Source organism: Amycolatopsis rifamycinica, from assembly GCF_000695625.1.
Taxonomy (GTDB): Bacteria; Actinomycetota; Actinomycetes; order Mycobacteriales; family Pseudonocardiaceae; genus Amycolatopsis; species Amycolatopsis rifamycinica.
In genome coordinates this window covers 210,358-234,827 of record NZ_JMQI01000062.1, presented here as the reverse complement: position 1 = coordinate 234,827, position 24,470 = coordinate 210,358, and the positions used below count along the sequence as shown (strand labels likewise).

The 24,470-nt window shown below is 72.5% G+C and carries 18 protein-coding genes; 8 read left to right on the top strand and 10 right to left on the bottom strand.

Annotation, left to right across the window (positions count from 1 at the left end; translation table 11 throughout):
• Positions 1-4 precede the first annotated feature (4 nt).
• From DV20_RS29185 to DV20_RS29175, 3 genes are all read left to right on the top strand, one after another.
• Positions 5-982 (top strand): zinc ribbon domain-containing protein, encoded by a 978-nt coding sequence (locus DV20_RS29185; protein ID WP_043785950.1) that lies wholly within the window; start codon positions 5-7, stop codon positions 980-982.
• Between the two features lie 30 nt (positions 983-1,012).
• Positions 1,013-5,029: a VWA domain-containing protein gene (locus DV20_RS29180; protein WP_043785949.1), complete on the top strand. Its 4,017-nt coding sequence runs from the start codon at positions 1,013-1,015 to the stop codon at positions 5,027-5,029.
• Positions 5,030-5,136: 107 nt separating this feature from the next.
• The gene (locus DV20_RS29175; protein ID WP_043785947.1) at positions 5,137-6,465 is read left to right on the top strand and encodes a COG1470 family protein; all 1,329 of its coding nucleotides are present in this window, start codon (positions 5,137-5,139) and stop codon (positions 6,463-6,465) included.
• 6 nt (positions 6,466-6,471) lie between these two features.
• Here the strand turns inward: DV20_RS29175 and DV20_RS29170 are convergent, their stop codons facing one another.
• From DV20_RS29170 to DV20_RS29155, 4 genes are all read right to left on the bottom strand, one after another.
• On the bottom strand, positions 6,472-7,098 hold the full coding sequence (locus DV20_RS29170) for a response regulator transcription factor (protein ID WP_043785945.1): 627 nt from the start codon (positions 7,096-7,098) through the stop codon (positions 6,472-6,474).
• A 105-nt stretch (positions 7,099-7,203) separates the two neighbouring features.
• Positions 7,204-7,854: a response regulator gene (locus DV20_RS29165; protein ID WP_043785943.1), complete on the bottom strand. Its 651-nt coding sequence runs from the start codon at positions 7,852-7,854 to the stop codon at positions 7,204-7,206.
• A 4-nt stretch (positions 7,855-7,858) separates the two neighbouring features.
• Positions 7,859-8,536 (bottom strand): sensor histidine kinase, encoded by a 678-nt coding sequence (locus DV20_RS29160; RefSeq protein WP_043785940.1) that lies wholly within the window; start codon positions 8,534-8,536, stop codon positions 7,859-7,861.
• A gap of 412 nt (positions 8,537-8,948) precedes the next feature.
• A complete protein-coding gene (locus tag DV20_RS29155; protein WP_043785939.1) occupies positions 8,949-9,698 on the bottom strand; it encodes an alpha/beta fold hydrolase in 750 nt (249 codons plus the stop codon).
• A gap of 90 nt (positions 9,699-9,788) precedes the next feature.
• Between DV20_RS29155 and DV20_RS29150 the strand changes: the two genes are divergently transcribed.
• Entirely contained in the window at positions 9,789-10,211 is a 423-nt protein-coding gene (locus DV20_RS29150) for a MarR family winged helix-turn-helix transcriptional regulator (RefSeq protein ID WP_043785938.1), read from the top strand.
• A 70-nt stretch (positions 10,212-10,281) separates the two neighbouring features.
• Here the strand turns inward: DV20_RS29150 and cydD are convergent, their stop codons facing one another.
• The 4 genes from cydD to DV20_RS29130 all read right to left on the bottom strand — a co-directional run bounded on the left by cydD (position 10,282) and on the right by DV20_RS29130 (position 17,173).
• A complete protein-coding gene (gene cydD, locus DV20_RS29145; RefSeq protein ID WP_051736174.1) occupies positions 10,282-13,653 on the bottom strand; it encodes a thiol reductant ABC exporter subunit CydD in 3,372 nt (1,123 codons plus the stop codon).
• On the bottom strand, positions 13,650-14,669 hold the full coding sequence (cydB, locus tag DV20_RS29140; protein WP_043785936.1) for a cytochrome d ubiquinol oxidase subunit II: 1,020 nt from the start codon (positions 14,667-14,669) through the stop codon (positions 13,650-13,652). The genes cydD and cydB overlap by 4 nt, the downstream gene beginning before the upstream one ends.
• 17 nt (positions 14,670-14,686) lie before the next feature.
• Positions 14,687-16,087, bottom strand: coding sequence for a cytochrome ubiquinol oxidase subunit I (locus DV20_RS29135; protein ID WP_043785935.1), 1,401 nt, complete (start codon positions 16,085-16,087; stop codon positions 14,687-14,689).
• A 255-nt stretch (positions 16,088-16,342) separates the two neighbouring features.
• The gene (locus DV20_RS29130) at positions 16,343-17,173 is read right to left on the bottom strand and encodes an SAM-dependent methyltransferase (RefSeq protein WP_043786102.1); all 831 of its coding nucleotides are present in this window, start codon (positions 17,171-17,173) and stop codon (positions 16,343-16,345) included.
• Positions 17,174-17,333: 160 nt separating this feature from the next.
• On the opposite strand from DV20_RS29130, the gene DV20_RS29125 reads away from it, so the two are divergent.
• The 3 genes from DV20_RS29125 (at position 17,334) to DV20_RS29115 (ending at position 21,482) form a co-directional block, all read left to right on the top strand.
• Entirely contained in the window at positions 17,334-18,665 is a 1,332-nt protein-coding gene (locus DV20_RS29125) for a cytochrome P450 (protein WP_043785933.1), read from the top strand.
• A gap of 85 nt (positions 18,666-18,750) precedes the next feature.
• A complete protein-coding gene (locus DV20_RS29120) occupies positions 18,751-19,782 on the top strand; it encodes an alpha/beta hydrolase (protein WP_200876520.1) in 1,032 nt (343 codons plus the stop codon).
• A 248-nt stretch (positions 19,783-20,030) separates the two neighbouring features.
• On the top strand, positions 20,031-21,482 hold the full coding sequence (locus DV20_RS29115) for a non-reducing end alpha-L-arabinofuranosidase family hydrolase (RefSeq protein ID WP_043785931.1): 1,452 nt from the start codon (positions 20,031-20,033) through the stop codon (positions 21,480-21,482).
• A 54-nt stretch (positions 21,483-21,536) separates the two neighbouring features.
• On the opposite strand, the gene DV20_RS29110 is transcribed toward DV20_RS29115, so the two are convergent.
• Together DV20_RS29110 and DV20_RS29105 are read right to left on the bottom strand one after the other, a co-directional pair.
• On the bottom strand, positions 21,537-22,226 hold the full coding sequence (locus tag DV20_RS29110; protein WP_043785929.1) for a hypothetical protein: 690 nt from the start codon (positions 22,224-22,226) through the stop codon (positions 21,537-21,539).
• On the bottom strand, positions 22,223-23,497 hold the full coding sequence (locus DV20_RS29105; RefSeq protein ID WP_043785927.1) for a hypothetical protein: 1,275 nt from the start codon (positions 23,495-23,497) through the stop codon (positions 22,223-22,225). The genes DV20_RS29110 and DV20_RS29105 overlap by 4 nt, the downstream gene beginning before the upstream one ends.
• 126 nt (positions 23,498-23,623) lie before the next feature.
• Between DV20_RS29105 and DV20_RS29100 the strand changes: the two genes are divergently transcribed.
• Positions 23,624-24,457, top strand: coding sequence for a leishmanolysin-related zinc metalloendopeptidase (locus tag DV20_RS29100; protein WP_043785926.1), 834 nt, complete (start codon positions 23,624-23,626; stop codon positions 24,455-24,457).
• Positions 24,458-24,470: the final 13 nt, after the last annotated feature.

Genomic DNA, 24,470 nt, shown 5'->3' with positions numbered 1-24,470 from the left:
GAGAATGGTCATCTACGCGGAGTGCGGGCACCAGGGGCCCGCCGACGTCGAGTTCTGCGGCGAATGCGGCCGCTACCTGAAGTGGGACGACGACGGCCCCGTCGCGGTGCGGGCGCAGCCGGTGGTGCAGCAGCAGGTCGTGCAGCCCGCGGAGCCGATCGCCCCGGTCCGGCAGCCGGTGCGGCAGACGGTGGAGGACCAGGTCCTCAACCCCGGCGACCTGATCTGCGGGAAGTGCGGCAAGGGCAACGCGCCCACCCGCAACTTCTGCAGCCGCTGCGGTGCCTCGCTGGCCGAGTCCGAGGTCGTCGAGACGTCGTGGTGGCGGCGGCTGTTCGGCCGCAGGCCGAAGGAGCACAAGGCGGGGGCGCGGCCGGGCAAGGACGGCGTCCGCCGCCGGACCGGCCGGGCCGGGGCCGCGCGCCGGACCGTGGGCAAGGTGATCCGCCGCGCGGTCGCGGTGGCGCTGGTGTTCTCGGCGCTGATCTACGCGCTCTACCAGCCGTTCCGCGGCGCGATCAACACCGCCGCGGTCGGGGTGTGGAGCCAGGTGACCGGGATCTTCGAGGCCAAGCTGAACCCGGTCCACCCGGTCAAGGTGAGCGCGACCGCGCAGAGCACCGGGCACGCCGCACCGCTGGTCACCGACAACGCCAAGAACACGTTCTGGGCGGCCCCCGCCGACCGGGAACAGGTGCTGGTGTTCACCTTCGACCACCCGGCGGACCTGCGGAAGGCGATCGTGTACTCCGGCGACGCGGCGAACTTCCCGGCCGCGCACCGGCCGCAGAAGCTGCACCTGGTGTTTTCCACCGGCAAGACCTACGACATGGTGCTGGCCGACACGCCGGACTCCCAGGAAGCCGCGATCGAGAACAGCGAAGGCGCCACGAGCGTCGAGCTGCACGTGGCCGGGCTGTACCGCTCGCTCAACGGCACGGACGTGGCGATCTCCGAGATCGAGCTGTTCGAAGCCGGCTGAGTCACCGAAGTCTGTTGGGGAGGACCGACCATGCGCGCGAACCGAGCGGTGGCGGGCGTCGCGGTCGTCGCGGTGCTCGGCGGCTGGGCGATCAGCGGAGCGCTCGCGCCGACGGAGGCGCAGGCGCCCGCACCGGTCGCGGCGCCCTACCGCGTCGGCTACGTCAGCGAGGCCACCACCGGCCTGTACCAGGCGACCGGCGAAGGCGCGGAGCCCGCGCTGCCACGCGGTACCGGCAGCGTCGACGCCGACGCGTCCGCGGGCACCGGCGGCCTGGTGTGGGTGAGCCACCGCGCCGCGGCGGGTGGCGCCGAGTGGGACGGCGAGCTGTGCTACCTCCCCGATGGCGCCTCGGTGGTGCGGAAGCTGACCGACGACGACGCCGTCGACCTCCACCCGGCCCTTTCGCCGGACGGCCGCACGGTCGCGTTCGCCTCCGAGCGCGCCGGCGGCCGGAAGCTGTTCGTCATCGGCGTGGACGGCCGCGGCCTGCGCCAGGTGACGTCCGGCCCGGCCACCGACGACTCGCCGAGCTGGTCGCCCGACGGCACCCGGCTGGCGTTCAGCAGCACCCGCGACGACCCGGCCGGGGACATCTACACCGTCCCGGTCGCCGGTGGCACGCCGGCGCGCCTGACCGCGGACCCGGCCGCCGACACCCAACCGGCGTGGGGGCCGGCGCGGATCGCCTTCACCACGACCCGCTTCCACCCCGCCGGTGACGTGGTGCTGGTCGCCGAAACGGGCGGCGCGGTCACCCGCGCCGTGCCCGACCCCGGGGATTCGAGCGAACCGGCCTGGTCGTCCGACGGCGCCCGGCTGGCCTTCACGACCCGCGCGCAGGACCCCTTCGGTGACGTCAAGCAGATCGACGGCGGCAGGGTGTCGGTCATCTCGGCGCTGCGGGACACCGGCGAAACCGAGCCGGCGTTCCGGCCGGACGGCCGGCCGGTGTTCACCGAGCTGCGGGCGGGCGGCACCACCGACATCTGGAGCGCGGACGCCACCGGCGGCGACCGCCGCGACCTGACCCACCGCCCGGGCGCCGGCGAATACGACCCCGCGTTCTCCGCCGACGGCTCGCAGCTGGCCTACACCCAGGCCGGACCCGGCGAGTCGTCGTCGGAGACCGAGATCGTCGTGGCGAACGCCGACGGTGGCGCACCCCGCGCCCTGACCGGCCCGCGCGACGGGAGCAAGCGCGAGCAGCACCCGGCCTGGTCGCCGGACGCCACGATGATCGCGTTCACGAACACCGTGTCCGCAGGGGAGGGGTCCCAGGACACCGTGCGGGTCGCCCGCGCCGCGGACGGCCGCGTCCTGGGCGACATCCCGCTCCCACCGCACCTGCGTGGCGAGGACTCGCAGCCGGTGTGGTCGGCGGACGGCACGAAGATCACCCTGACGCGGGCGGCTTCGCGGGTCGCGCCGCCACCGCCGGGCCGGGTGCGGCCTTCGGTGGTGGACGTCCCGGTCGGGCAGGGCTCGTCGGTGGCGATCGACAAGACCGTGCCGACCGACAAGGTGCCCGCCCGGCCGGACATCGTGCTGCTGATGGACCAGACCGGTTCGATGGGGACCGCCCTGAAGGACATGCAGACCAACCTGACCCAGGTCATGGGCACCCTCAGCACGGCACAGCCGGAGGCCTGGTACGCCGCCGTGGCGTTCGGCGACCGCGACGACCCGGCCGACGAGAACAACCCGAACGGCCGCCTGTTCCAGGTGCAGCAGGACCTCACGAAGAACCAGGCCGAGGTCACCAAAGCCTTCGAGAAGATCACCGTCGGCGGCGGGATCGACACGCCGGAGGACTGGATCCACGCCCTGGACCGGATCGCGACGGGTGCCGTCACCTTCCGGCCGGACAGCAGCCGGATCATCGTGCTGGCCGGTGACGCGCCCAGCCACGACCCGAGTGGCGTTCCCGGGCACCCCGACCAGGGCGTGACGCTCGCCCAGGCGATCGAGCACCTGAAGGCACAGGGCATCCGGGTGGTCGCGGTGTCGGCCGGGAGCGGCGGCGGTGGCTTGGACGCCGCCGGCCAGGCGACCGAGGTGGTGAACGCGACCGGCGGCGTCGTCGCGAGCACCGATCCGGGCAACCTCAGCGCCGTGATCACGGAGAAGATCGGCGACCTGGGGGTCAAGGTGCTGCCGACGCCCTTCTGCGACCCCGGCCTGACCCTGACGTTCGACCCCGGGGGACCGCAGCAGGTGCCGGGCGGCACGGAGGCGCGCTTCACCGAATTCGCGGCCGTCGCGGCCACCGCGCCGCTAGGGGCCGTCCTGCACTGCCGGGTCGAGTTCCGGATCGACGGGGAGAACTTCGTCCGGCCCGGCTACACCGAGGACGTCACCGTGCGGGTCAGGGATCCGCGGCTGCCGCTGATCACCGTGCCCGACACGACCGTCACCGGGACCGCGCCCACGGTCATCGAGTACTCCGCGACCGCGATCGACGCCGACCGCGAAACGCCGTTGACGCCGTTCTGCACCCCGTCTTCCGGGAGCCTCTTCCCGGTCGGCGCCACCACGGTGACGTGCACGGCGACCGGGCGGGGCGGCACCGCCACCGAGACCGCGGTCATGTCCGTCGACCCGGGCGGGGAGTTCCGGCAGGAGCTGTGGCAGGTCTCGGTCGAGTCCGGCCCGGACCGCGTCGTCACCGGTACGCAGCGCGATCTCTCGCCGTCGTTCGGGACGCCGTGCGGCTCGGGGCGGCAGGGCTCGGCGGACGTCTCGCCGGACGGCGCCGCGCTGGTGTTCCACAACGACCGCCGTCAGCTCTGCGTGGCCCCGGCCGACGGCGGTCCCGCGCGGATCCTGGTGCAGGACACCGGAAACGTGGACGACCCGGCCTGGTCGCCGGACGGCTCGCTGGTCGCCTTCGACAGCGCGCCCACCGAGTCCCGGCCGAGCGTCCGGGCCGTGCCGGCGGCCGGTGGCGCGCCGTCCGTGCTGATCGACGGCCCGGGCGGGGCCGCGCAGCCGGCGTTCCGGCGGATCGCCGACGTCGGCGTGACCGCGACCGCCGTCCCGGCCGCCATCCCGTTCTCCGGGCTGACGACGTTCGAATTCGTGGTCACCAACCACGGCGTCGCCGCGTCGCCCGGCGTCGGGTTGTTCGTCCGGCTGACCGCCGGGCTGCGGCCGCAGGCGCCGATCACCAGCGTCGGCACCTGCACGCCGGAGCTCGTCTGCGCCTTCGGCACGCTCGCGCCGGGCGCGCAGGCGCGGGTGCGGTTCAGCGCCACCGGCGCCGAGCCCGGGGCGCAGGCCGCCACCGGCACGGTCACCACGGCGGGCCAGGACGCCGACGCACGGGACAACTCCGCCACCGCCGCGGTCACCGTCGGCGCGAAGCCGCTGCCGCCGGTCACGCCGGGGTCGTTGTCGGTGGGGCTGGCGGTGTCGGCCGTCCCGCTGTTCACCGGCGGCGACGATGTCGTGCTGACGTTCCTGGTGCACAACGGTTCCGGCGCGCCGATGCCGGACGTCCGCCTGGTCACCCAGCTGCCGCCGCAGCTGCCCGCGACCTCGGTGCCGCCGGGGTGCGCGCCGGGCGGCGGCAGCTGCGCGCTCGGGACGCTGGCGCCCGGGCAGACCGTGGAGGTCCGGATTTCGCTGGCGGCCAGTGCCGCGGCGGATGCGCCGGTGTCCGGCACGGTCAGCACGAGCGGGCCGGACACCAGCCCCGGCGACAACACGGCCGGCGCGCGGGTGGTGATCCGCCGTCCGGTGGTGACCGTGGATCCGGGCGTCGGCCCGCTGGGCTCCGTCCCGCGCGTGACGGGCACGGACTTCCCGCCGGGCGCGACGGTCCGGCTGGCCTGGTCGGCCGGGATCTCCGAGACGCCGGGGCTGGCCACGGTGGGCGTCGACGGGAAGTTCGAGGCGCAGTTCCTGATCTTCCACCACGACCTGATCGGGCCGCGCACGGTCGCGGTCACCTCGGTGAGCGGCCCGAAGTTCGGGGCGGCGCAGTCGAACCCGATCCTCGTGGTCCTGCGCACGGAACAACCCCCGTTCATCAGCCGCGGCTGACCCGGGAGCCGCGGCGCACCCGCTGCCCGTTGGGGCAACCAGCGGCGCACGGCCGCACACCCGTCCGCTGGTGCCGGACGCGCGAGACGAAAGGGAGACTTCCGCGCATGGGAGCAACGGCGACGCTGTCCGAGCCCGGTCTGGTCGCGGAACCGGGCCAGGAGACGAGCTGCACGGTGACCATCCGGAACGCCGGGCAGGTCGTCGACCAGTTCGCGATCGACGTGGTCGGTGACGCGAGTGGCTGGGCCGCCGCGGAACCGGCGACGGTCAACCTGCTGCCGGGGGAGACCGGGACGGTCACCGTGCGGTTCGCGCCGCCGCGGTCCTCCGACGTCCCCGCCGGGACGATCCCGTTCGGCGTCCGGGTGTTCTCGAGCGAGGACCCGGCCGGCTCGGTCGTCGAGGAGGGCACCGTCGAGCTCGGCGCCTTCACCGAGGTGACCGCCGAGATCGTGCCGGCCAAGGTGGAGGGCAGTGCCAAGGCCGACTTCGAGGTCGCGGTGGACAACCGCGGCAACCGGCCGGTGGCGGTGGAGCTGAGCCCGCTGGACCCGGAGGACGAGCTGGACTTCCGGCTCGAGCGCGACCGGGCCGACCTGGCGCCGGGTACCGCCGCGTTCGTCCGGATGCGCGCCAAGCCCCGGAAGCGGTTCCTGCGCGGGCAACCCGTCCGGCACCGCTTCCAGGTGTTCGTCGTCGCCGACGGGGCCGAGCCGATCAAGACCGAAGGCACCATGGTGCAGCGGCAGCTGCTGCCGAAGTGGCTGCTGCCCGCGCTCGCCGCGCTGCTGGTCCTCCTGCTCGCCCTGGTGACGTTGTGGTTCACCGTGCTGCGGCCCGCGGTGAAGTCGGCCGCGCGGGAGGCCGCCGAAGAGCACAACCAGGAGATCGTGAAGGCGGCGCAGGACGCCGGCGCGGGGGCCGATCAGGCGAAGAAGAACGCCGACCAGGCCAAGCAGAACTCCGAACAGGCGATGAAGGCCGTCGGCCTGACCCCGCCGGGCGACAACCCGGCGCCCCCCGGTTCCGGACCCGGCGCGCCGCCGACCCGCGTCTCGAACGCGGCCGCCGCCGACGGGACGCCGACGGACTTCCGGGTGGCCGCGGACGCGAAGATCGACTCGAACGTCAACCGGTTCGCCGAGTTCCCCTACACCCTGCCGGACCCGAGCAAGACGCTGGTGATCACCGACCTGATCTTGCAGAACCCGCGCGGTGACACCGGAACCCTGCGGCTGCTGCGGGATTCCGGTGGCACCAAGACGGTGCTGCTGGAGGTCGGGCTTTCGAACTTCCGCGACCTCGACCACCACTGGCTGCAGGCCTGGCGGTTCCAGCCGGGGGACAAGATCGTGCTCGCGGTCAGCTGCCAGAACCCGGGGGACCGGGGCCGCTGCACCCCGTCGGTCTCCTTCTCCGGCCGGGTCGAGTAGGCCGTGCTAGATGAGCCCTTCGCGCATGGCGAACGCCACCGCGTGGGCGCGGTTGCGGAGCTGGAAGCGGTTGGTGATGTCGTGCAGGATCGACTTCACCGTCCGCTCCGAGTAGCTCAGCTGGTCGGCGATCTCCTTGGTCTCGAACCCGTCGGCGACCAGCCGCAGCACCCGGGTCTCCCGCTGGGACATCCCGGCCAGGTCCCACCCGTTCGGGCGCAGCACGTCCCGCTGCAGCCGGGACACCCGGGACAGCAGGCGGCCCAGCAGGTCGGGCGGCAGTGCGCCTTCGCCGACGGCCGCGGCCTTCACCAGGCGCACCAGGGTGTCCGGGGTGGCGTCGGCGCGGCGGATGATCGCCGACACGCCGTTGCCCACGACGTCCAGCAGCTCCGAGTCCTCCACCTCGCCGGCGACCAGGACGACGCCGGCGTGGCCGGCGCACTGGAGGCTGCGCAGCAGCTGCCGGGCCTCCTCGTTGAGCCGCTCCACGATGACCAGCACCACGGCGGGCTCGCCGGAGTCCTCGTCGGCGAAGCGGATTTCGGGACGTGACCGCAGCGCGGCCGTGACGCCCGCGTGGGTGATGGTGTCGGTCGCGTGCAGCAGCACCGGAACCTGGTCGGTGATCATCGGCGAAAGCCCTCCCTCGAACGATGTCGGATCGCTCCACCTCCCAGGATCGTGGTGCGGGCGCTCGCCGAACAGGGACATGGAGTCCCGATATGTCCCGCTTTCTTACTCCGATCGGGCAATGCCGGCCTCTTTGGCCTTGGCGATGGCCTGGGTGCGGTCGGTGACCCGGAGCTTGCGGAAGATGTGGGACACGTGGTTGCGCACGGTCTTGTGGCTCAGCACCAGCTCTTCGGCGATCGACGCGTTGCCCATGCCCTGGGCGACGAGCCGCAGGATCTCCTTCTCGCGCAGGGTGAGCCGCGGGAACGACTCGTCGCGCGGGGTCGCCGTGCCCAGCAGCGACAGGACCCGGGTGGCGATCGCCGGGCTGAAGATGGCCTCGCCGTCGCCGATCACCCGGACCGCGCGGATGATCTGCTCGTTGCGCGCCCCCTTGAGCAGGTAGCCGCGGGCGCCCGCGCGCATGGCGGCGAACACCGCGGCCTCGTTCTCGAACATGGTCAGCATGAGCACGCCGGTGTGCGGGCTCGCGCTCACGATCCGGCGCGTGGCCTCGACCCCGTCGAGGTCCGGGAGGTTCAGGTCCATCAGGACGACGTCGGGGTCCAGCCGGCCCGCGTCGGCGACCGCGGTCAGGCCGTCGGCCGCCTCGCCGGCGACCTCCATCCCGTCGGTGGCGTCGAGCATCGCGCAGAGGGCCGCGCGGAAGACCGGGTGGTCGTCCACCACGAGGACGCGCAGGGCGCCGAACACGGCTTCACTTCCCCGCGGCGAGCGGCAGCCAGGCGGCGATCCGCGTGCCCCCGGAGGAAACCGGCTCGACCCGGCAGCCGCCGCCGAGGTCGCCGGCGCGCTCCCGCATCGACCGCAGCCCGGTCCCGCCGACCGCGGGCAGGGCCTCGCCGTCGGTGCCCACGCCGTCGTCGACGATCTCCACGTGCAGATCGCCGTCCCGTGGCCAGAGGTGGACGGTGCACTCCCTGGCCCCGGAGTGGCGGGCGACGTTCACCAGCGCCTCGCGGATGATCCGGTAGGCGGTGACCTCGACCTCCGCCGGCAGCGGCGGCAGTTCGCCGCGCACCTCGACCCCGACCCGCAGCGGCCCGTGTTCGGCGGGCACCCGGCCGGTGAGCGTGGCGGCGTACCGGCGCACGGCCGGCACCAGCCCGGCCTCGTCCAGGGCCGGCGGCCGCGCGTCGGCCACGATCCGCCGCAGGTCGGTGATCGCGCCGTAGAGCTCGTCCTCGAGCCGGGCCAGGAGGTGCTCGGTGCCGGCCCGGTCCCGCGCGATCAGCTCGCGCGCCGCGCGCAGCCCGAGCACGGCGGCGGTGAGCGTCGGCCCGAGCCCGTCGTGCAAATCGTGGAGCACCCGTTTCAGCCGGTCTTCGTAGCCCGGGGGACGACCGAAGTCGGCGACGACGAATGTCCGGCGCATCTTCTCCCCGTCCGCCAGAAATGGTCCGGATCTCCGTGACAAACCGGGGAACCGGGTTTCGTGCGGGTAGCCCAGCCGGCTGCTCCGTTGCGCGTAGCGGGATGGTCACCCGCTGTACTAATCGCCGTAACTCGCCCGGGCGTTTCACGCCGGGCCGCCGCCGAAGGTCACGGTATGGTCCCGAACCGGAAACGCTCGTAACGGCCCAGGCCGAGGCGATGATCCGAGCGGCGCAGCGGGCGCGGTGGGTCAAAAACGATTCATGAACTGCGCGGTGAACCGGTGGAAATTCGACAGAGCGCCGACGCCGCACTTCCGGGAAGTGGCACGGCGGATGGAGCAGGACGACGGTGGCAAGTGGCGGATCGGCTCCATTCTTTTCGTCCCCCTGATCGACACCTCCGGCGCCGGATCAGCCGCTGAGGCCGAGGAGGGCGTCGAGCAGTTCCCCGGGTGTTTCGACCTGCGGGAGGTGCCCGGTCCGGGGGAGCAGGGTGAACGTCGACCCGGGGATGGCGGCGGCGTAGGCCTTCCCGTAGCCGGGGCCGGCGATGCCGTCGCTTTCGCCCCAGATCACGTGCACCGGGACGGTGACCTCGCCGAGCCGTCCGGCCAGTGCCGGATCGGCCATCGCCGGGCCGGTGTAGCCGATCAGGGCCCGCACGTCCGGGCTCGGCCCGCTCCCGCCGGCCGGCGGCGCCTTGCCCGGGTCGTGAAAGGACAGTGCCCGGATCTCGGTGAGCGACATGCCGCTGATGTCGGTCATCGGGTGCTCGCCGACCTCGATGCCGATCCCGTCGACGATCACCGCGTCGCGGACGCGCGGGCTGCCCAGCAAGGCGATTTCGGCCGCCAGCCAGCCGCCGAAGGAGTTGCCGATGACCGTGACGTCCGTGACGTCGAGGTCCTCCAGCAGTCCGGCGTACAGCCGGGCCAAGCCGGTGACGCCGGTCAGGCCGGCGTCCTTCGGGGTGCCCGCGAAACCCGGGTGGGTGGGCAGGAGCACCCGGGACCGGGTGCGTTCGGCGAGCAGGCCGGCGAAGCCGGTCATCGTCGCGACGCCGCCACCGCCGTGCAGGAGCAGGAACGTGCGGGTGCGGTCGTGGACCTCGAGGGTCACCTCGGCCGGGCCGAGGGTGCGGGTGGTGCGGAGAGTCGTCATGGGTCCTTCTCGGGTTCGGGGCTTACCTAAGGAACCTTATATAAGGTTGTTTAGATAAGCAACCTGAGTCGGATGGGATAGGGTGAGCGCATGAAGTACCGCCCCGGCGACGTCTCCCTGGCCGTCAAACGCCTGCAGTACCGCCACCACCGGGCGTTGAGCCGGGCACTGGCGCCGCTGGGGCTTTCGCTGGTGCAGTGGGACACCCTGCGGCACCTACACCGCCGCCCGGACGCGTCCCTGCACGAGCTGGCCGTCCTCACCTTCCAGACGGACCAGTCCTTCGGTTCGCTCGCGACCCGCATGGCCGACCGCGGGCTCATCGAGCGCGTCCCGGGCCCGGGACGCGCGGTGCGGCACCGGCTCACGGAGGAAGGCGCCCGGCTGCGCGCCGAGGGCCAGAAGCTGGTCGACGGCGTCGCCGAATCGTCGTTCCGCGCTCTGTCGCAGGACCAGCTCGACCAGCTGGGCGAGCTCCTGGACCGCGCTCTCGGCCCCGACCCGACGGCCTGATCGCCCACCATCGCGGGCCCGCTCCCGGCCGCTTACCCGCCGGCCGGGTGGACCGCCGGGGGACCGGGCTTCACGACCGGACGGGCGTGCCGGCCCACGGTGTCCGGCTGTCCTCGTCCGCGGCGACGTCCACCGCCGTCAAGGCCGGGAACTCGGCCGGCCGGTGGGTCACCACCAGGGCCGACCGGCCTTCCGTCGCCGCCAGGACCACGGCCGCCAGCGCCGAAGCCGTCGGGGTGTCCAGGTGGGCGGTCGGCTCGTCCAGGAGCAGGATCGGCCGGTCCGACAGCAACGCCCGGGCCACGCCGAGGCGCTGACGCTCGCCGCCGGACACCGGAGTGCCGTGCGTGCCCAAGGCCGTGTCGAGGCCGCCGGGCAGGTCCGTGAGCCACGAGGACAGCTGAGCGCCGTCCAGTGCGGCCCGCAGCTCGGCGTCCGAGGCCGAAGGCCGGGCCAACCGGAGGTTCTCCCGGAGCGTGCTGTCGAACAGATGCGTCTCCGGGCCGCACCACGCGATCTGCTCGCGGACCGAATCTCCGTCGTAGGCCAGCGTGTTCGTGCCGTCCAGCAGCACCCGCCCCGCCGAGGGGTCGAGGTAGCGCATCAACGCCGCGATCACCGTGCTCTTGCCCGCGCCCGAACGGCCCGTCAGCACGACGCGGCGGCCGTGGCCGATGGGCAGGTCCACGTCCCGGACCGCGTCGGCCGGGTGGCCCGGCCAGCGGACCGACAGGTGCTCGGCCGCCAGCTCGGTCGCGGCCGGGGCGATCGCCGCCGCCGGCGTGTGCGGCGTGGGAAGGGCGTCCAGTTCGGCGAGGCGGCGCGCGGAGCCGGACGCGCCGAGCAGCCGCTGGGCCGCCTCCGGCAGGCCGGCCACCAGCTCGGCCGTCGCCAGGGGGGTCAGCGCCAGCACCGCCAGCGCCGGGCCGGGGATCGTGCCGGCGCGCACCGCCAGGATGCCCAGCACCAGGCACGCGACCGACGTCAGCCCGACCCCGGCCGCGGCGATCCCGCCGCCCAGGCCGCGCCAGGTCGCCGACCGGCGCTGGAGGGCGGTCAGGGCGGAGTCGAGTTCCCGCAGCCGTCCGTGCCGCCGTGCCGCCGCGTCGTGGGTGATCAGGTCGGCCGACGCCTGCAGCAGCTCCACCGTCCCCGCGGTCAGGTCCGCGCGCAGCCGCGCCGTCGAGCGCTGCGCCCGGCGGCCCGCCAGTGCCGCGACCGCGGGGGTCACCACCCCGGCGACGGTCAGGCCCAGCGCGGCCGGGAGCAGCGCGCCGGGCAGGATGAGCCCGAGCGTGACGGCGGTCGCCGACAGGACGGCGAACGTCGAAACGCCCGGGACCAGACCCCGGACCAGGACGTCCTGCTGGCTGTCCACATCGGACACCAGCCGGTGCAGGAGGTCGCCGCGGCGCAGGCGCGAGGTGCCCGCCGGGCCGATTCGGGCCAGCTGCGCCCACACCCGCACCCGCAGCTCCGCCAGCGCCCGCAGGGCGACGTCGTGCGAGAGCAGGCGCTCGACGTAGCGGAAGAGCCCCTTCGCCAGGCCGAACGTCCGCACCGCGACGATCGCCACCATCAGGCTCAGCACCGGCGGGTGCAGGGCCGCGCTCGCGATCAGCCACGACGACGTCGCCGTGAGCGCGACGCCGCAGCCGAGCGCGGCCGTCGCGGCCAGGCAGGCCAGCGCCAGCCGCAGCCGGTGCGGCCGGATCGCTTCGCGCAGCGGCCGCCACCGCGGTACGTCCACAGTGGACGGCTCGGCGACCGCCGGGGCGACCGGCCGGGAAACCGCCCGCGGCGACACCGCGGAGGAGGGCGAAGGGACGGCGACCGGTTCGCCCAAGGACACCACGCGGTCGCAGCGGGCCAGCACCGCCGGGTGGTGGCTGACGAGCACCGCGGTCCGGCCGGCGAGCACCTTCGGCAGCCGCTCCAGGATGGCCGCCTCGGTCTCCGCGTCGACGCCTTCGGTCGGTTCGTCCAGCAGGATCAGCGGCCGGTCGAGCAACACCGCGCGGGCCAGTGCGACGCGGCGGCGCTGGCCGGTCGACAGCCCGGCCCCCAGCTCGCCGACCACCGTGGCCAGGGGGACGTCGAGCGCCGCGGTGTCGGCGGCGGCGAGCACGGCGTCGTCGGGTGCGTCCGGGGAGCCCAGGCGGATGTTCTCCGCCACCGTCCCGGCGACCAGGTGCGGCTGCTGCGGCACCCAGGCCACGTGCCGGTGCCAGGTCGCGCGGCCGATGCCGGCGAGATCGGTGTCGCCGAGCAGGATCCGGCCGCCGTCGGGCCGCCGCCAGCCCAGGAGGAGGTCGAGCAGCGTCGACTTGCCCGCCCCGCTCGGTCCGGTGACGCCGACGACCTCACCGGGCGGCAGGCGCAGGCTGAAGCCGTCGAGAACCGGCCCGGACCGGCCGTCGACCGTGACGTCTTCGCAGCGCAGCGCCACGCGCGTGAGGTCGGGAACCGTGCCGGTGCCCGTGTCCGCGCTGGGCGTGCCGGCGAGCGCGATGATGTCCTCGGCCGCCGCGAGACCTTCGGCGCTGTCGTGGAACCGCGCGCCGACCGCCCGCAGCGGCAGGTAGACCTCCGGCGCGAGGATCAGCACGACGAGCGCGGTCCGCAGGTCGAGTTCGCCGGCCAGCAGCCGCAGGCCGACCGACACCGCCACCAGGGCGACCGACAGCGTGGCCAGCAGCTCGAGGGCGAGGGCGGAGAGGAACGCGACGCGCAGGGTCCGCATGGTGTGCGTGCGGTACTTCCCGGTGATCTCCCGCAGCGACCGGATCTGCGCCCGCGCCCGGCCGAACGCCGTCAGCTCGGCGAGCCCCGCGACGAGGTCGAGGAAGTGGTTCCCCAGCACGGACAACGTCTGCCACTGCCGCCGGACGTCGCGCTGGGTGTACATCCCGATGAGGATCATGAAGACCGGGATGAGCGGCACCGTGAGGCCGACGATCACCGCGGCGGCCCAGTCGGCGACCAGGATCCGGGTGCCGACGACCAGCGGCACGACCGCCGCGATCAGCAGCTGCGGCAGGTAGCGCGAGAAGTAGCCCTCGAGCCGGTCGACGCCGTGCGTGGCCAGGGCCGCGACCTCGGCGGGGGAGCGGCCGGCCTGCCGCGGCCCGATCCGCAGCGCGGCCGAGATCACCGTCTCGCGCAGTTGCGAGAGGGCACGGGCGGCGGCGCGGTGCGCGGTCGTCTCGGCCAGCCAGGTGATCCCGGCCCTGGCCAGGACGACCAGCATCAGCAGGCCGAGCGGCAGCACGAGGCTGCGGAGGGAAAAGCCGTCGAGGAACGCCCACGTGATCGTCTTCGCCAGCAGCTCCGCCTGGGCGAGCACCAGCATCGCGGTGAGCGCGCCCAGCGCGGCGCAGGCGAGGACGAACGGGCGGACCGCGCTCGCGTGCCGCAGCAGCCGCGGATCGAGCGGCTTCACCGGCCGGCCACGGGCAGGCCGCCGCCGGCCGGGATCGAGGCCCGGCTGATCCGCTTGCGGAACACCCAGTACGTCCAGGCCTGGTAGGCCAGCACGATCGGGGTGAACGCGACCGCGACCCAGGTCATGATCTGCAGGGTGTACGGCGTCGAGGACGCGTTCGTCGTGGTCAGGCCGAACGCCGGGTCGGTCGTCGAGGGCAGGACGTTCGGGTAGAGCGACCAGAACAGCGTGGAGGTGACGGCGATGATGGCGCCGGCGGTGCCGGCGAACGCGAACCCGTCCCGGTCACCGGCGGCGAACAGCACCGCCGCGACGAGCAGCAGCGCGGCCAGCGCCGCCGACAGCCACGCCCAGCCGCCGTGCTCGATGGCGGTGGAGACGAGGAAGACGCCGCCGAACACGATCGCCGTGCCGCCGAGCGCCCGGCTCAGCGTGCGGGCCCGGTCGCGGAGGGCGCCGGTGGTCTTGAGGGTGAGGAACACGGCGCCGTGGAAGGTGAACAGGCTCAGCGTGGCCAGGCCACCGAGCAGGGCGTACGGGTTGAGCAGGGTGAAGAACGTGCCGGTGAAGTGGTGCTCGGCGTCGAGGGGGACGCCGTGGACGATGTTGCCGAAGGCGACGCCCCACAGCAGCGCGGGCGCGGCGGAACCGAAGACGATGACCCAGTCCCAGACGTTGCGCCAGCGCGGGCTGTCGAGCTTGCCGCGGAACTCGAACGCGACCCCGCGCAGGATCAGCGCGACGAGCACCAGCAGCAGCGCCAGGTAGAAGCCGGAGAACAGGCTCGAGTACCAGAGCGGGAAGGCGGCGAAGGTGGCGCCGCCGGCGACGAGCAGCCAGACCTCGTTGCCGTCCCAGACCGGGCCGATCGTGTTGATCAGCACCCGGCGGTCGGTGTCGTCGCGGCCGAGGACACGCAGCAGCGTGCCGACGCCGAAGTCGAAGCCTTCGAGGACGAAGTAGCCGGTCCAGAGGACCGCGATGAGCAGGAACCAGATGTCGGTGAGGGCCATGGCGGGTCTCCGGCGTCTCAGTAGGCGAAGGCCGCGGGGCGCGGCTCATCGGAATCGGTCTCGTCCGCGGGTGCCTCCGGTGGCGGGGGACCGGCCTTGGCGTAGCGGACCATCAGGACGCCGTCGACGACCGCGAGGACGCCGTAGAGCAGGGTGAACACGATCAACGAGGTCAGGACGTTGCCCGCGGAGACCGTGGGCGACACCGAGTCGGCGGTCTTGAGCACGCCGAACACCGACCACGGCTGACGGCCCATCTCGGTGAAGATCCAGCCGACGCTGTTGGCCAGGAACGGAAGGGCGATCCCGAGGGTGGCGGCCGGGAAGAACCAGCGGCCGCGCGGGGTGCGGCCGCGGCGGAGCAGCCACAGGCCGGCCAGCGAGATCAGCAGGCAGAGGAAGCCGAAACCGATCATCAGGCGGAACGTCCAGTAGGCGACCGGGATGTCCGGCCGGTACTCGCCGGGGCCGTACTGCCGCTGTTCGGCGGCCTGCAGGTCGTTGATGCCCTCGACCCGCCCGTCGAACTCCCCGGTGGCCATGAAGGACAGCACGCCGGGGACGCGGATGCTGAACTTCTCCTGCGAGCCGTCGAGCGAGCCGATGGTGAGCAGCGAGAACGACGCGGGGGCGACGGTGTCGTAGAGCGCTTCGGCGGCGGCCATCTTCATCGGCTGCTGCTCGGTCATCAGCCGCGCCTGCAGGTCACCGGTGACGATCACGCCGAAACTGGCCACCAGCACCGTGACCAGGGCGAGCTTCATCGACGGCCGGAAGACGCCGTCGTCGCGGTTCTTCCGCAGCTGCCAGGCGCTGATCCCGACGACGAACATGCCACCGGTGAGGAAACACGCGGTGATGGTGTGGGCGAAGGCGCCGACCGCGGTGGAGTTGGTCAGCACCGCGCCGAAGTCCTTCAGCTCGGCACGGCCGGTGGCGGGGTTGACCGCGTAGCCGACCGGGTGCTGCATCCAGGAGTTGGCGGCGAGGATGAAGTACGCCGACAGCACGGTGCCGACCGAGGCGAGCCAGATGGTGGCCAGGTGGAGCTTCTTCGGCAGCTTGTCCCAGCCGAAGATCCACAGGCCGAGGAACGTCGACTCCAGGAAGAAGGCCAGCAGGCCCTCGATGGCCAGCGGCGCGCCGAAGATGTCACCGACGAACGTGCTGTAGTCCGACCAGTTCATCCCGAACTGGAACTCCTGCACGATGCCGGTCGCCACGCCCATGGCGAAGTTGATGAGGAACAACTTGCCCCAGAACTTCGTCATCCGGCGGTAGCGGTCGTTCCCCGTGCGCACCCAGGCCGTCTGCATCCCGGCGACCAGGAAGGACAGGCCGATGGTCAGCGGGACGAAGAGGAAGTGGTAGACGGTGGTGATCCCGAACTGCCATCGGGCGAGGTCCAGGGCGCTCATCGGGGTCTCCTGCTCGTTCGGGGTTACCCGGAGAGCATCCGATGGGGGAGCGGGCCCGGCTTAGGGTCCTTGGTCACTTCCCGGACGGCCACCGGTCCCTGCCGCCGGGGACCCGCCCGCTCGGGCCCGAGCAGGAGCCGGCCGGCACGGACAAAAGTGTATAACGACCTATACGGCATCGCTCGTGCCGGCGAAAATCGCGGCCCGAACAGGCCAAAGCCGCTCGGAGGACGCCGGGAATCGACCGATGTTCGCTCAGCCGGCGACCTTCCGCGCCACTCCGCCGTAGAGCTGCGTGTTGGCGTTCGGGTCGTCCGAGATGTCGCCCGGACCGCCCGGCCGCCACAGGGCGCAGCCGACCAGGCCGGGTTCGATCAGTTCGAAGTCGCCGAACATCGTCTCGACCTCCCGGTACGTGCGGGTGGTCGCCTGGTCGTTGCCCCTGGCCAGGTTGAACGTGCCCACCGCGCTGTTGATCCGGTCGCTGTCGCGGTCGCTGACCATGTGGGAGATCGCCAGGTAGCTGCCGGCCGGGACGCGGCGGCGGTATTCGGCGAGCAGGGCGTGCGGGTCGCTGGCGTCGGGGATCCAGTGCAGCATGGCCACCATCAGCATGCCGATCGGTGCGCCGAAGTCGAGCCGGCGGACGTCCGGGTCGGCGAAGACGCCGTCCGGGTCGGTGAAGTCGGCGTGGGCGATCGTGGCGTTTTCGCTGGTGCGCAGGAGCATCTTGCTGTGCGCGACGGCGATCGGGTCGCGGTCGACGTAGACCACGCGGCAGCGGGGGTCGATCTCGCCGGCGATCTGGTGGACGTTGCCGACGGTCGGGATCCCCGAGCCGATGTCGAGGAACTGGCGGATGCCCAGGTCCATCAGGGTGCGGACGACCCGGCCGAGGAACGCGCGGTTGAGCCGGGCGACGTTCCGGATGCCGGGCATGATCTTTTCGGCCTGTTCGGCGGCGTCCCGGTCGGCTTGGAAATTGTGGGCGCCGCCCAGCAGGTAGTCGTAGGTCCGGGAACTGCTGGGTTTCGTCGTGTCGATACCCGGAGGAACCCATTCCTCTTCTCGGTGTTGCGTTGTCATCGTCATGCACCTCGCTCGCCTTCGAACGAAGAACATACTCACTCCCGCGGCGCCGTCGATTACGCCATCGGTGTGACGGCGTTTCAGCCAATGGGTGCTGTTGCCTGCGGCCGGATGGGCCTAAGGTGGCAGACTTCTTCCGGACTGCCGAGGAGAGGAAATGATCGTCCCGGTCGCACCAGGCCGTCGGATCCTGCTGGGGCACACCCCGTCGTTGTTGCGGCAGCGGGTCGGGTTCACGTCTTCCCTGCGTGCGCACGGCGATATCGTGCGCGTGTTCCTCGGTCCGCTGGAGGCGTATTTCCTGACGAGCCCGGAGTTGGTCAACCACGTCCTCGTGACCGAGGGGACGAGCTTCTCGAAGGGGATCATCTTCGACCGTTTCCGGCCGTTCATGGGAAACGGGCTGGTCATGTCGGAGGGTGCCTTCCACCTGCGGCAGCGGCGGTTGGTGCAGCCGGCGTTCCACGGTGCGCGGCTCGCCGCGTACGCGGACACGATGGTGCGGGTCACGGCGGAGCTGGCCGGTGGCTGGCGGGCGGGGGAGGTGCGCCGGCTGGACGCGGACATGCAGTGGCTGGCCATCACCGTCGTGGGGGAGACGTTGTTCGCCACCGAGCTGGGGCGGCGGGCGGTCGCGGAGGCGCGCCGGTCGATCCCGGTGGTGCTGAAGGCGGGGATGGTGCGGGCGTTGTCCCCGAGGTTCCTGGAACACGTCCCGGTCATCCCCGCGAACCGGCGGTTCGACCGGGCGGTCGAGCGGCTGCGGCGGATCGTGCACGAGGTGATCGCCGGCTGGCGCGCCACCGGGGAGGACCACGGCGACCTGCTGTCGATGCTGATGCTGGCACGGGATCCCGGCACCGGTGAGGGCATGACCGATCATCAGGTCTACGACGAGGTCATCACGTTGCTGACGGCGGGGAGCGAGACCAGCGCGGTCGCGCTGACCTGGTTGTTCCACGAGCTGGCCCGGCACCCGGAGGTCGAGCGGCGGGTGCGGGCCGAGGTGGACGAGGTGCTGGCCGGGCGGGCGGCGACGTTCGCCGATGTGGCGAAGCTGGGGTACTTGCGCCGGGTGGTCAGCGAGGTCCTGCGGATGTACCCGATCTGGATCCTGATGCGACGGGCGTTGCGGGACGTCGAGCTCGGCGGGGTGCGGTTGCCCGCGGGTGCGGAGGTCATGTTCAGTCCGTTCGCGCTGCATTTCGATCCGCGGTTCCACGAGGATCCGGAGCGGTTCGATCCCGATCGTTGGCTGCCGCAGCGGGCGGCGCGGGTTCCGCGGGGGGCGTATGTCCCGTTCGGTGCGGGTGGCCGGCAATGTGTCGGGCAGGCGTTCGCGCAGACGGAGATCGTTCTGGTGGCGGCGACGGTGCTGGCGGGGTGGGAATTGCTTCCGGTGCCCGGTGTGCCGGTGCGTCTCACGGTGACGTCGGCGGCGTACCCCGACCGGATGCCGATGACGGTGGTGCCTCGCCGGGCGAGGTGACGGATATCGAAAACCGTGTTTTCTGTTTTTGATCGACACTGATTTGTTTCGGAGGTAGTTTCTCGTGTTCGGATTCCGTCGTGGGATGAAGCACGCCGTCGGCCGTCGCCGCCGGGCCGTGGTGCTCGTGCTGGTGGCGTTCGGGTTCCTGCTGGTTCCCGTGTCCGCCAGAGCGGAGGGTGCGAGCTGCCGGGACGTGTATTTCCCGGTGACGCTCGTGGCGTTGCCGCAGACGATGCACGGCACCCTGTGCGTGCCGGCCGGTGGTGCGGGCACGGTGCAGGTGCTCATTCCCGGGGGTACGTACAACAGTTCGTACTGGGACATCGGGTACCAGCCGGAGATCCGGTCCTACCGGCTGGCGATGAACAACGCGGGGTATGCGACGCTGGCGCTCGACCGGCTCGGTACCGGGGGGAGCAGCACGCCGCCGAGTGCGGTGCTGACGACGGTCACCGAAGCCGCGGTGGTGCACCAGGTGATCCGGGCCGTGCGGTCGGGGGCGCAGGGGCCGCGGTTCGGGAAGGTGATCCTGGCCGGGCATTCGTTCGGGTCCGGTACCGCGAGCATCGAGGCGGCCACGTTCCACGACGTCGACGCCGTGCTGGTCACCGGGCTGGCGCACCGGCTGAACCTCACCGGGACGACGGCGGTCTTCGCCGCCACCTACCCGGCTCTGCTCGATCCGCGCTTCGCCGCGGGTGGTTTCGACCCCGGTTATCTGACGACGGTGCCGGACAGCCGGTATTCGATCTTCCACGCGCCGGGCCCGAAGGTCGCCGGGGCGATCGCGTTCGACGAGGCGACGAAGGACACCTCGGCCTATGAGCAGGCGGCGGACCTGTTCCCGGTCGGGATCATCGCGCCCTATTCGCTGTTGATCGACCGGCCGGTGATGGTCGTGCTGGGCCAGGACACGGTCTTCTGCGGGTTGCTGGCGACCAACTGCTCGTCGGGGGACGGGATCAGGAGTTCGGAGACGCCGTACTACGCCCCCGGTGCGGACCTGACGACCTACGCGCTGCAGGGGTATGGGCACGCGATCAACTACGCGCCCAACGCGCCGGACTACTTCCGGGCCGTCATCGCGTGGGCGGACCGGAAGGTCGGCGGGTGAGCGGGCGGCCGAGGGGCCGCGTGTAACTTTCACGGCTCATTTGTCCTCTGTGGACGTTGTGTAGGGCTCTGAGGTGGCACGGCGCACCGGTCCGGTTTTCCCGGTGCCGGTGGCGCGGGTCGTGGATTGACAACGGCTCGCCCGGAAGTTCAGGCTTGCCCGACGCATGTTAGCGATAACAGTCGTCGTGCTCGTGTGAGACCGATCTGGCCGTCCAACGGCGGGTAGCTGACCGGGAGAGAGTCGTCATGAACAGAAGAAGCATCAGCCGCAGGAGCCGGCACCTGATCGCCGTGCTCGCCGCTGCGGCGACGGTCGCGGTGACGGCGTTGTTCGGCGCCGAAGCGGCCCAGGCCGACGTCACCGGCGCCTTGCGCGGGGTCGGTTCGGGGCGGTGCCTGGACGTCCCGAACGCCAACCAGACCGACGGCACCTCCGTGCAGATCTACGACTGCTCGGGCGGGGCGGGCCAGCAGTGGACCTCGACCTCGAGCGGCCAGCTGACGGTGTTCGGCGGCAAGTGCCTGGACGTGGCGGGCGCCGCGACCACCGCCGGGACCCGGGTGCAGATCTGGACCTGTCACGGCGGGGCCAACCAGCAGTGGCGCGTCAACGCCGACGGCACGGTGGTCGGCGTGCAGTCCGGGCTCTGCCTCGACGTCAGCGGCGCCGGCACGGCCAACGGCACCGCGGTGGCCGTCTGGACGTGCCACGGTGGCACCAACCAGCAGTGGACGGGCCTGTCCACCACGCCCACGACCACCACGCCCACGACCACGACCGGGGGCAACAGCTGCACCCTTCCCTCGACGTACCGCTGGTCGTCGTCGGGTGCGCTGGCGCAGCCGAAGAACGGGTGGCTTTCGCTCAAGGACTTCACCAACGTCGTCTACAACGGCAAGCACCTGGTCTACGGGTCGACGGTCAACTCGTCGGGGTCCTACGGCTCGATGGCGTTCAGCCCCTTCACGAACTGGTCCGACATGGCTTCGGCCGGCCAGAACGGGATGAACTCCGGCACCGTCGCGCCGACGCTGTTCTACTTCGCGCCGAAGAACATCTGGGTGCTCGCCTACCAGTGGGGTGCCTGGCCGTTCATCTACCGCACGTCGAGCGACCCCACCAACCCCAACGGGTGGTCCTCGCCGCAGCCGCTGTTCACGGGCAGCATCTCCGGCTCCGGCACCGGCCCGATCGACCAGACGCTGATCGCGGACGGGTCGAACATGTACCTGTTCTTCGCCGGTGACAACGGCAAGATCTACCGGGCGAGCATGCCGATCGGCAACTTCCCGGGCAGCTTCGGGTCGTCGTACACGACGGTCATGAGCGACACGCAGGCCAACCTGTTCGAAGCGGTCGAGGTCTACAAGGTCCAGGGCCAGAACCAGTACCTGATGATCGTCGAGGCGATGGGCTCGGGCGGCCGCTACTTCCGCTCGTTCACCTCCAACAGCCTCAGCGGTTCGTGGACCCCGCAGGCGGCCAGTGAAAGCAACCCCTTCGCGGGCAAGGCCAACAGCGGTGCCACCTGGACCAACGACATCAGCCACGGCGACCTGGTGCGGACCAACCCGGACCAGACCAAGACGATCGACCCGTGCAACCTCCAGTTCCTCTACCAGGGCAAGGACCCCGCTGCCGGAGGCGACTACAACCGGCTCCCGTGGCGGCCGGGCGTGCTGACGCTGCGGCGCTGACCCGGAAGAACCCCGCACGATGAGCAGCCCCAGCCGGTGACCGGCTGGGGCTGCTCATCGTGGCGCGTAGGTCACGGTCGTCCCTCCGCGCACGCAGGTCGCGGCCGAAACCGCCGCCGAAACCGTCGGCGCGACCGCCGAGACCGTCGGGACGACGACGCCAGGACCGCACAGCGGCGGTGGCGGTGGCGGCGGGGCTTCACCGCCCGCCGAGGCGAACCCCACGACCGCGGCCACGGCGCCCGCCACGACGAGCACGCCGGCGCCGGCCCACGCCAGGCCGCGCCCCGGCCGGGCGGGCGCTTCCGGCGGCGAGACCCGCGGGCGGACCGCCCCGGCGACCTCGGCGACGTCGACCGCGAACGGCTCCGAGCGCTCCGCCCGGAAGCCCTCCTCGTCGGCGAGGAACCGGTCGTACACCGCGAGCGCGGTGGTCCTCGTGCGGGCCAGCGCGGCCGCGGCGGCGGCGGGCGTGCCGTCCGGGCACAGGAACCCGTGCAGGAGCACGAGCGGGCGGCCGTACTCGTCCCGCGGTTCGCCGCGGGCTTCCGCCTCGGTCACGGCGTGCTCGGCCCACACGAGCACTCCGTACGGCGTCGCCGCGGCGCGCGAGGGCACCTCGTCCAGCGGTGTCGCCGTGGCTTCGAGGAACCCGTGCTCCCGCAGGAAGCCGGGGACCAGCAGGGCCGAGTAGCCGCGCCGGCGGCCGCGGGCGACCAGGAACGGCCACGCCCGGGCCGTCACCAGTCACCCCAGCGGTCGCCGCCGAGGCGGGACACGGGCAGTTTCGCCTCGAGCACCGCGACCTGCCGCTGCAGTTCGGCGACCACGCGCCGGCGGGCCTGGACGTACTGCTCCGCCAGCCGGTCGGCCTCGCCGAGCCGGGCCAGCCGGGCACCGCGCTCGGCCGGGTCGTCGTGCGGCGGCAGCGTGTCCAGCAGCAGCATCAGGCCCGACTGGGCGACCAGGCCGGCGCCGAGCGCCGAGGCCAGCACCCGCGCGGCGTGCGCGGTGAGGTGGCCGCCGAGCGTCCGCAGCGCCTCGGCCGGCCCCATCCGCATCCGCCGTTGCGCGGCCGCGAGCAGCTCCGCGCGGGTGGCCCGGTCGAGCGCGAGCTCGGTCTGGCGCAGGATGTCGGGCACGACCACCGCCAACGCGGCTTCGACGTTCCCGGGCCGGAAGTGCCCGCCGGGCTTCTTCCGGACCACGCCGCCGGAGAAGACGGCGAAGTCGTGCCCGACCGCGGTCACCGGGATCAGCCGCACGATCCGCCGGGCGCTGTGCACCTTGACCAGGTCGGCGAACCCGGGCGTGGCCATCAGCCGGTCGCGGACGATCCGCAGCCGCTCGTTCTCGTCCGGGTGCAGGTGGTCGAGCAGGTCCCACTTGGTGATGACGAAGGCGATCGGGCTGCGCACCGGCAGCATCGCGTTGATCATCGCGTCGAGGGAGGCCTCGAGCAGCAGCGCGCCGCGCTGGTCGCCCTGTTCGGCCTGCAGCAGGCGGAAGCCGTCGATGATGCCGACGAGCGCGTCGGCGCCGGCGATCGCCCGCAGCAGCGTCGCCTGCGCGGTCGAGCCCGGCGCGTCCGGGTCGGTCAGCAGCTCGCCCGGGTATTCGAGGTAGCCGAGCTTGACGACGGGTTCGGCCGCCCCCTCGACGTCGGCCATCACGCTGAACTCGAATTCGCGCAGCTCGCCGCGGGTCGTCCCGCGCGGCCACTCTTCGCCGACGTCGGCCGCCTTGCGGTACCACCGGTTCAGCTCGATCAGCTGCTCGTGCGGAACCCGCAGGTAGAAGCCGCGGTCGCCCGGGGTCTGCAGCCGGCGGTAGATCCCGGTCAGCAGCAGCGTCTTGCCCGAACCCTGCAGCCCGAGCGTGACGATCCGGAACGCGGGGATGCCCCCGGGCGGCCCGGCCAACGCGGCGGCGGCGGGGCGGCGCACGCGGCGGCGTCGCGCGAGCAGCAGCACGACCACCAGCGACAACGCGAGAACGATCAGCGCGAGGCTCACGGTTTTCCCCTTCCTTCACCGGGACGGAGCCGCGAGCCGGCCCGGAAATACGCCGGGATCCACGGTGTATCTGCCGGGCGCTTCCGGACTCTGACCGGCACAGCTCCCACAGCGGAAGGAACGACCATGCCCGAACCGGAGATCTACCACGCTCGCGCCGACGCCGGACGGGCGCGGCTGTTGACGGGCACCACCTCGCCGTTCACCATCACCGTCCGGTTCGCGGGCGGGCTGACCCAGGCCCAGCGGGACGCCTTCGCCGCGGCCGCCGACCGGTGGGCGACGGTGATCGTCGGTGACCTGCCGGACGTCGTCCTCGACGGCGAGCCCATCGACGACGTGCTGATCGTCGCCAAGGGCGCCGATATCGACGGGGACGGCCGCGTCCTCGGTCAGGCGCGGATCACCCACGTGCGGCCGGCCGGCCCGGAACCGTCGGCGCTGCTGCCGGTCCGGGGCGAGATGACGTTCGACAAGGCGGATCTGGTCAAGATGGCGGCGACCGGCATCCTCGGGGACGTCATCACCCACGAGATGGGGCACGTCCTCGGCGTCGGCTCGCTGTGGGCCGCCAAGGGACTGCTGGTCGGCAAGGGCACCAGCGACCCGGCGTTCTCCGGCCCGGCCGCGATGGCCGAGTACCGGAAGCTGGGCGGTTCCGGCGAAGCGGTGCGGGTGCCGGTGGAGGACACCGGCGGTCCGGGCACCCGGGACGTGCACTGGCGGGACCGCACCTTCGGCAACGAGCTGATGACCGGCTTCGTCGGCCACGCCCCGAACCCGCTCAGCCGGGTCACGGTCGCCTCCCTGGGCGACCTCGGCTACCAGGTCGACATCGACGCGGCGGACTCCTACGAGCTGCCCGCCGGCCTCGGGCCGGCGTCCGCGGGCGTGGCGGTGCACGCGCTGGCGGTCACCGCGGCCCCGGTCGAGCTCGCCCGGCCGTCCGTGCGCGGCTGACGCCCGGGATTCG

Excerpts from the sequence above, each read along its gene's own strand:
- cydB (WP_043785936.1), bottom strand. The coding sequence starts at position 14,669 with ATGGCCCTCACCGACATCTGGTTCCTGCTCATCGCGGTCCTCTGGACC.
- DV20_RS29160 (WP_043785940.1), bottom strand. The coding sequence starts at position 8,536 with ATGCGCCGGACATTCGTCGTCGCCGACTTCGGTCGTCCCCCGGGCTAC.
- DV20_RS29125 (WP_043785933.1), top strand. The coding sequence starts at position 17,334 with ATGATCGTCCCGGTCGCACCAGGCCGTCGGATCCTGCTGGGGCACACC.
- DV20_RS29185 (WP_043785950.1), top strand. The coding sequence starts at position 5 with ATGGTCATCTACGCGGAGTGCGGGCACCAGGGGCCCGCCGACGTCGAG.
- DV20_RS29150 (WP_043785938.1), top strand. The coding sequence starts at position 9,789 with ATGAAGTACCGCCCCGGCGACGTCTCCCTGGCCGTCAAACGCCTGCAG.
- DV20_RS29115 (WP_043785931.1), top strand. The coding sequence starts at position 20,031 with ATGAACAGAAGAAGCATCAGCCGCAGGAGCCGGCACCTGATCGCCGTG.
- DV20_RS29120 (WP_200876520.1), top strand. The coding sequence starts at position 18,751 with ATGAAGCACGCCGTCGGCCGTCGCCGCCGGGCCGTGGTGCTCGTGCTG.
- DV20_RS29175 (WP_043785947.1), top strand. The coding sequence starts at position 5,137 with ATGGGAGCAACGGCGACGCTGTCCGAGCCCGGTCTGGTCGCGGAACCG.
- DV20_RS29170 (WP_043785945.1), bottom strand. The coding sequence starts at position 7,098 with ATGATCACCGACCAGGTTCCGGTGCTGCTGCACGCGACCGACACCATC.
- DV20_RS29100 (WP_043785926.1), top strand. The coding sequence starts at position 23,624 with ATGCCCGAACCGGAGATCTACCACGCTCGCGCCGACGCCGGACGGGCG.
- DV20_RS29135 (WP_043785935.1), bottom strand. The coding sequence starts at position 16,087 with ATGAGCGCCCTGGACCTCGCCCGATGGCAGTTCGGGATCACCACCGTC.
- DV20_RS29155 (WP_043785939.1), bottom strand. The coding sequence starts at position 9,698 with ATGACGACTCTCCGCACCACCCGCACCCTCGGCCCGGCCGAGGTGACC.
- DV20_RS29180 (WP_043785949.1), top strand. The coding sequence starts at position 1,013 with ATGCGCGCGAACCGAGCGGTGGCGGGCGTCGCGGTCGTCGCGGTGCTC.
- DV20_RS29130 (WP_043786102.1), bottom strand. The coding sequence starts at position 17,173 with ATGACAACGCAACACCGAGAAGAGGAATGGGTTCCTCCGGGTATCGAC.